Source organism: Streptomyces sp., assembly GCF_031178505.1.
GTDB lineage: Bacteria > Actinomycetota > Actinomycetes > Streptomycetales > Streptomycetaceae > Streptomyces > Streptomyces gulbargensis.
On the sequence record NZ_JAPSIW010000936.1, the window covers coordinates 1 to 2,306 of the forward strand.

The 2,306-nt window shown below is 71.6% G+C and carries 3 protein-coding genes and 1 pseudogene; 3 read left to right on the forward strand and 1 reads right to left on the reverse strand.

Annotated elements, in window-relative coordinates:
- The 3 genes from RIF68_RS34735 to RIF68_RS34745 all read left to right on the forward strand — a co-directional run.
- Nucleotides 1-777: ABC transporter substrate-binding protein (locus RIF68_RS34735; RefSeq protein ID WP_309055500.1), on the forward strand; the 777-nt coding region annotated here is incomplete at its 5' end.
- A 92-nt stretch (nucleotides 778-869) separates the two neighbouring features.
- Nucleotides 870-1,553 (forward strand): uracil-DNA glycosylase, encoded by a 684-nt coding sequence (gene ung / locus RIF68_RS34740; RefSeq protein ID WP_309055502.1) that lies wholly within the window; start codon nucleotides 870-872, stop codon nucleotides 1,551-1,553.
- Nucleotides 1,554-1,660: 107 nt separating this feature from the next.
- On the forward strand, nucleotides 1,661-2,098 hold the full coding sequence (locus RIF68_RS34745; protein ID WP_375165788.1) for a hypothetical protein: 438 nt from the start codon (nucleotides 1,661-1,663) through the stop codon (nucleotides 2,096-2,098).
- A gap of 16 nt (nucleotides 2,099-2,114) precedes the next feature.
- On the opposite strand, the pseudogene RIF68_RS34750 reads toward RIF68_RS34745, so the two are convergent.
- Nucleotides 2,115-2,306 (reverse strand): annotated as a pseudogene (locus tag RIF68_RS34750) (hypothetical protein); the annotation flags it as partial.

The window sequence follows — 2,306 nt, forward strand, 5'->3', positions numbered from 1 at the left end:
TCCCTCCAGATCATCGAGTCCACCGGCGCCGACATCCGCTACCTGGTCTTCAACGCCACGGACCCCACCGTCGCCAAGCCGGCCGTCCGCAAGGCCATCGCCCAGGTCGTCGACCGCGAGGCGCTCGTCAGCACCGTCTACCAGGGCACCGCCGAGCCGCTGTACTCGATGGTCCCCAAGGGCATCGCCGCCCACACCACCAAGTTCTACGACCGCTTCGGCTCCCCGAGCGTCCCCAAGGCCAAGGCGCTGCTGCGCGAGGCGGGCATCACCGAGCCGGTCCAGCTGACCTTCGGGTACGCCACCGACCGGTACGGCTCCGCCACGGCGGCCGAGTTCGCCGAACTCGAGCGGCAGCTGGAGGCCTCGGGCCTGTTCAAGGTCACCCTCGTCGGCAAGCCGTGGAAGGAGTTCCAGTCCGGTTACCAGAAGGGCCAGTACCCCGTCTTCGGCCGCGGCTGGTTCCCCGACTTCCCGGACCCGGACAACTTCGTCGCCCCCTTCATGGGGAAGAAGAACGTCCTCGGCACGCCCTACGAGAGCCGCCGCATCACCGACGAACTGCTCCCGCAGTCGCGCCGCGAGAGCGACCGCGCGGCCGTCACGGACGAGTTCGTGGAGGCCCAGGAGATCATGGTCCGCGACGTCCGCCTGCTGCCCCTGTGGCAGGGCAAGCTCTACATCGCGGCCGGTGAGGACATCGGCGGCGGCGAGCGCGCCCTGGACCCGCAGACCGTCATGCAGCTGTGGGAGCTGAGCCGTCTGGCCAGCTGGTAGGAGGCGCCGGGACCGGCCCGCGGGACCGGTTGTCAGTGGCCCCCGGTAGGTTCCGTACCAGAAACAGGGACGTCCACCGGAGGTTGTTGACCGTGACCGACACCAGCATGCTGCCCGAGTCCTGGCGGGACGTGCTCGGCGAGGAGCTGCGCAAGCCGTACTTCGCGCAGCTCACCGAGTTCGTCGAGGAGGAGCGGGCCAAGGGGCCGGTCTACCCGCCGAAGGACGAGGTCTTCGCGGCGCTGGAGGCCACCCCGTACGACCGGGTGAAGGTCCTGATCCTCGGTCAGGACCCCTACCACGGCGAGGGGCAGGGACACGGACTCTGCTTCTCGGTGCGGCCGGGCGTGAAGACCCCGCCCTCCCTGCGGAACATCTACAAGGAGATGCAGGCCGAGCTCGGCCACCCGGTCCCGGACAACGGCTATCTGATGCCGTGGGCGCGGCAGGGCGTCCTGCTGCTCAACGCGGTGCTGACCGTACGTTCCGGCGAGGCGAACTCCCACAAGGGCAAGGGCTGGGAGAAGTTCACGGACGCGGTGATCCGCGCCGTGGCCTCGCGGCCCGACCCGGCCGTCTTCGTCCTGTGGGGCAACTACGCGCAGAAGAAGCTGCCGCTCATCGACGAGGAGCGGCACGTCGTGGTCAAGGGGGCCCACCCCTCGCCGCTGTCGGCGAAGAAGTTCTTCGGCTCGCGCCCCTTCACCCGGATCAACGAGGCCGTCGCCGCCCAGGGCCACGAGCCGATCGACTGGCGGATCCCGGACCTCGGCTGAGCCTCGGCCCGATCCGGGCCGGCTGGGGCTAGCGTCATGTCTTCCGGGAGTGCGAGTGCGTGGAGGTCGCGGTGACCGAGCAGCGGCAGGTGGCGGACGACGGTGTCATGACCAGGATCGGGCAGGCCATGATGCTGCTCCACGGCGGTGACCGGGAGGAGGCCCGCAACCGCTTCGGGCTGCTGTGGGAGCAGATCGGTCCCGACGGGGACCCGCTGCACCGCTGCACCCTCGCCCACTACATGGCCGACGCCCAGGACGACCCCGGCGACGAGCTGGCCTGGGACCTCCGGGCGCTCAACGCGGCCGGTGAACTGGGGGAGGAGCGGCTCGCCGTCCATGACTCGGCGGTGGCGCTGCGGGCGCTGTACCCCTCCCTCCACCTCAATCTCGCCGCCGACTACCTGAAGCTCCAGCGGCCCGAGGCGGCCCGGCTCCATCTGGACCGGGCCCGCGCCGCCTCGGAGGCGCTCGACGACGACGGCTACGGCAACGGGGTGCGGGCCGCCATCGACCGCCTGGAACGGCGGCTCCGGGGCGCCTGAGGGCCGGCCGGACGGGTCAGGAGCCGTACGCCCCACGGCAGATCCGCGCCGGATCGCTGCCGGGCGCCCACCCCCCGTACCGCTCGCCCAGCGCGCAGACCTCCGCCCGGGAGCGCGGCGGAGCGGCCGGCAGCCGGGTCTCGGGCAGTTCCGGCAATTCGGTGAGGGCGGGCCGGTCGGGTACGGGCCGTGCGGGGCGCTCGGGCCG

What these genes read in the sequence shown, in the direction of transcription:
- RIF68_RS34745 (WP_375165788.1), top strand. Translation starts at nt 1,661, where the DNA reads ATGACCAGGATCGGGCAGGCCATGATGCTGCTCCACGGCGGTGACCGG.